The following is a 2,064-nucleotide window of genomic DNA, read 5'->3' as shown; positions in this document are numbered from 1 at the left end:
GTATTGGTGCGACCAACGGCGCGATTATTACTAAAACAGTCGATGCCGAAGACTTGCTAAAAGGTTTGGACAAAAACTGGGGCGTGCGCCTCAGCAGCGGCTATGCCAGCAATGACGGCGTAAACTACGGCGCCAGCGTGTTCGGAAAAGCCGGCAACTTCGACGGCTTATTCTCTTACAACCGCAACGATGAAAAAGATTACGAAGCAGGTAAAGGCTACAAAAGTCCCAACGGCGGCAAAACCGTACCTTACAGCGCACTGGACAAACGCAGCTACCTGGCCAAAATCGGAACAACCTTCGGCGACGGCGACCACCGCATCGTGTTGAGCCACATGAAAGACCAGCACCGGGGCATCCGTACTGTGCGTGAAGAGTTTACAATCTTCGAGTCCAACCCTGCAAAAGACAGGCAGAAACCCTCATACCGTGAAACTACCCAATCCAACACCAACTTGGAGTACACGGGTAAAAACCTGGGCTTTGTCGAAAAACTGAACGCCAACGCCTATGTGTTGGAAAACGAACGCTATTCCGCCGATGACAGCGGCAGCGGTTACGCAGGCAATGTGGCAGGTCCGACCACAACCAAAATCACCACCAAAGGTGCAAATATCAACTTCGACAGCCGCCTTGCCGAAAAAACCCTGTTGAAATACGGTGTCAACTACCGCCATCAGGAAATCAAACCTCATACCTTCCTGAATTCGCAATACACCAGCACCAATGCCGCCCTGCAAAGTCTGGTACGCGGATACAGCCTGACCAACCCGACCAAAACCGATTACGGCGTGTATGTCGAAGCCATCCAAGATATCGGCGATGTTACCCTGACCGGCGGTCTGCGTTACGACCATTTCGATATCAAAACCCATGACGGCAAATCGGTTTCAGACGGCAAAGTCAACCCGAGTCTGGGCGTAATTTACCAACCTGTCGAAAACTTGAGCTTCAGCGTAAGCCACAACTACGCCAGCCGCAGCCCGCGCCTGTATGACGCGCTGCAAACCCACGGCAAACGCGGCATCATCTCGATTGCCGACGGCACTAAAGCTGAACGCGCGCGCAATACCGAAATCGGCTTCAACTACAACGACGGCACGTTTGCCGCAAACGGCAGCTACTTCTGGCAGACCATCAAAGACGCGCTTGCCAATCCGCAAAACCGCCACGACTCTGTCGCCATCCGTGAAGCCGTCAACGCCGGCTACGTCAAAAACCACGGTTACGAATTGGGCGCGTCCTACCGTACAGGCGGCCTGACTGCCAAAGTCGGCGTAAGCCACAGCAAACCGCGTTTTTACGATACGCACAAAGATAAATTGTTAAGCGCGAACCCCGAGTTTGGCGCACAAACCGGCCGCACTTGGACGGCCTCCCTTGCCTACCGCTTCCAAAATCCGAATCTGGAAATCGGCTGGCGCGGACGCTATGTTCAAAAAGCCGTGGGTTCGATATTGGTGGCAGGTCAAAAAGGTCGCGACGGCAAACTGGAAAACGTTGTACGCCAAGGTTTCGGTGTGAACGATGTCTTCGCCAACTGGAAACCACTGGGCAAAGACACGCTCAATGTCAATCTTTCAGTCAACAACGTGTTTAACAAGTTCTACTATCCGCACAGCCAACGCTGGACCAATACCCTACCAGGTACCGGACGTGATGTACGCTTGGGCGTGAACTACCGCTTCTAAGCAATCAGCTTGAAAAAGCCGTCTGAAAACAAAAGTTTTCAGACGGCATCTAGCTTTATAATCCGATACAAGTTATCATTTCGATTTACTTTATTTCCGACTACGGAGAAACTCTATGTTACGTTTGACCGCTTTAGCCGTATGCTGCACCCTCGCTTTGGGTGCGTGTTCACCAAAAGATTCTGCTTCCAATCAGGCACAAACTGCTTCCGCTTCTGCCGCCCAAACCGAAGGCGCAAGCCTGACGGTGAAAACCACGCGCGGTGAGGCAACAGTGCCGCAAAATCCGGAGCGTATCGCCGTTTACGATTTGGGCATGCTCGATACTTTAAACAAACTGGGCGTGAAAACCGGTTTGTCCGTCGACAAAAAC

1 protein-coding gene and 1 pseudogene are annotated in these 2,064 nt (G+C 52.3%); both read left to right on the top strand.

The annotated features are described in order from the left end of the window. The coding region (locus tag ACTHUR_RS10695; RefSeq protein WP_440398564.1) for a TonB-dependent siderophore receptor at positions 1 to 1,691 on the top strand (1,691 nt) is incomplete at its 5' end. A 115-nt stretch (positions 1,692 to 1,806) separates the two neighbouring features. Next, positions 1,807 to 2,064, top strand: a pseudogene (locus ACTHUR_RS10690) (iron ABC transporter substrate-binding protein); the annotation flags it as partial.

This window comes from Neisseria sp. P0021.S007 (assembly GCF_051956855.1).
The sequence above is the reverse complement of the archived record's forward strand: the minus strand, read 5'-3'. Positions and strand labels throughout refer to the sequence as shown.